The sequence below is a fragment of the Vibrio sp. 1078-1 genome, assembly GCF_033340475.1.
This window is the reverse complement of record NZ_JAWOWM010000160.1, coordinates 1-874: the sequence shown is the minus strand read 5'-3', so window position 1 is coordinate 874 and position 874 is coordinate 1. Positions and strand designations below refer to the sequence as shown.

Annotated in this window: 1 protein-coding gene; it reads right to left on the bottom strand. The window is 50.6% G+C overall.

The window, feature by feature from the left end; genetic code table 11:
• Nucleotides 1–874: YifB family Mg chelatase-like AAA ATPase (locus R7190_RS26305; protein WP_318137732.1), on the bottom strand; the 874-nt coding region annotated here is incomplete at both ends.

The window sequence follows — 874 nt, the reverse complement described above, 5'->3', positions numbered from 1 at the left end:
TGAGGGTTAGTGCGAGCTTGATTCCCTTCGTAATAGCCAGTTGGGCTTGGATTCAACGCGCCCACCAGCTGAAAACGAGCAGGAAAACGCGTTTTTCCTTGTGCGCGCGAAATGATGATCTCACCCGACTCCAGTGGTTCTCGTAACGAGTCCAACACTTTACGGTCAAACTCCGGCATTTCATCAAGGAACAATAACCCATTGTGAGCCAAAGAAATCTCTCCCGGTCTTGGCACCGAGCCACCACCAACTAATGCCGCCATCGAACTGGAATGGTGCGGCGCACGAAACGGACGCGACTTCCAGTTGTGCTCATTAATCTCACTTTGCGTCAGTGATGCGACTGAAGCCGTTTCCATCGCTTCTTCGTCGCTCATCTCCGGCAGTAAGTCGCATAAACGCGACGCCAGCATGGTTTTTCCTGTACCAGGAGGACCAAGGAAAAGTAGGTTGTGGTTTCCAGCCGCCGCAATTTCTAGAGCACGCTTGCCTTGTTGCTGGCCAATGATGTCTCGTAGATCTCGACCATGCTTTTCAACCGTTTTTCGCTTCGGAGTTTGATAAAGATTGAGACGATGCTGACCACATAACTCCGCACACACCTCAAGTAAGGATTGCGCTGACTTATGTTGCTCTTTGCCCACCAGCGCCGCTTGATCGCCATTGACATGAGGCACCACCAAATGACGTCCTACTTTGCTTGCAGCCAACGCGGCAGGAAGCACACCTTTGACAGGTCTTAATCCTCCAGACAGAGCTAATTCGCCAACAAATTCGTAGTTTTTGAGCCTATCTGTCGCGATTTGCTCTGAAGCCGCTAAAATACCCAATGCGATAGGCAAATCAAAACGACCGCCTTCTTTAGGTAAATCCG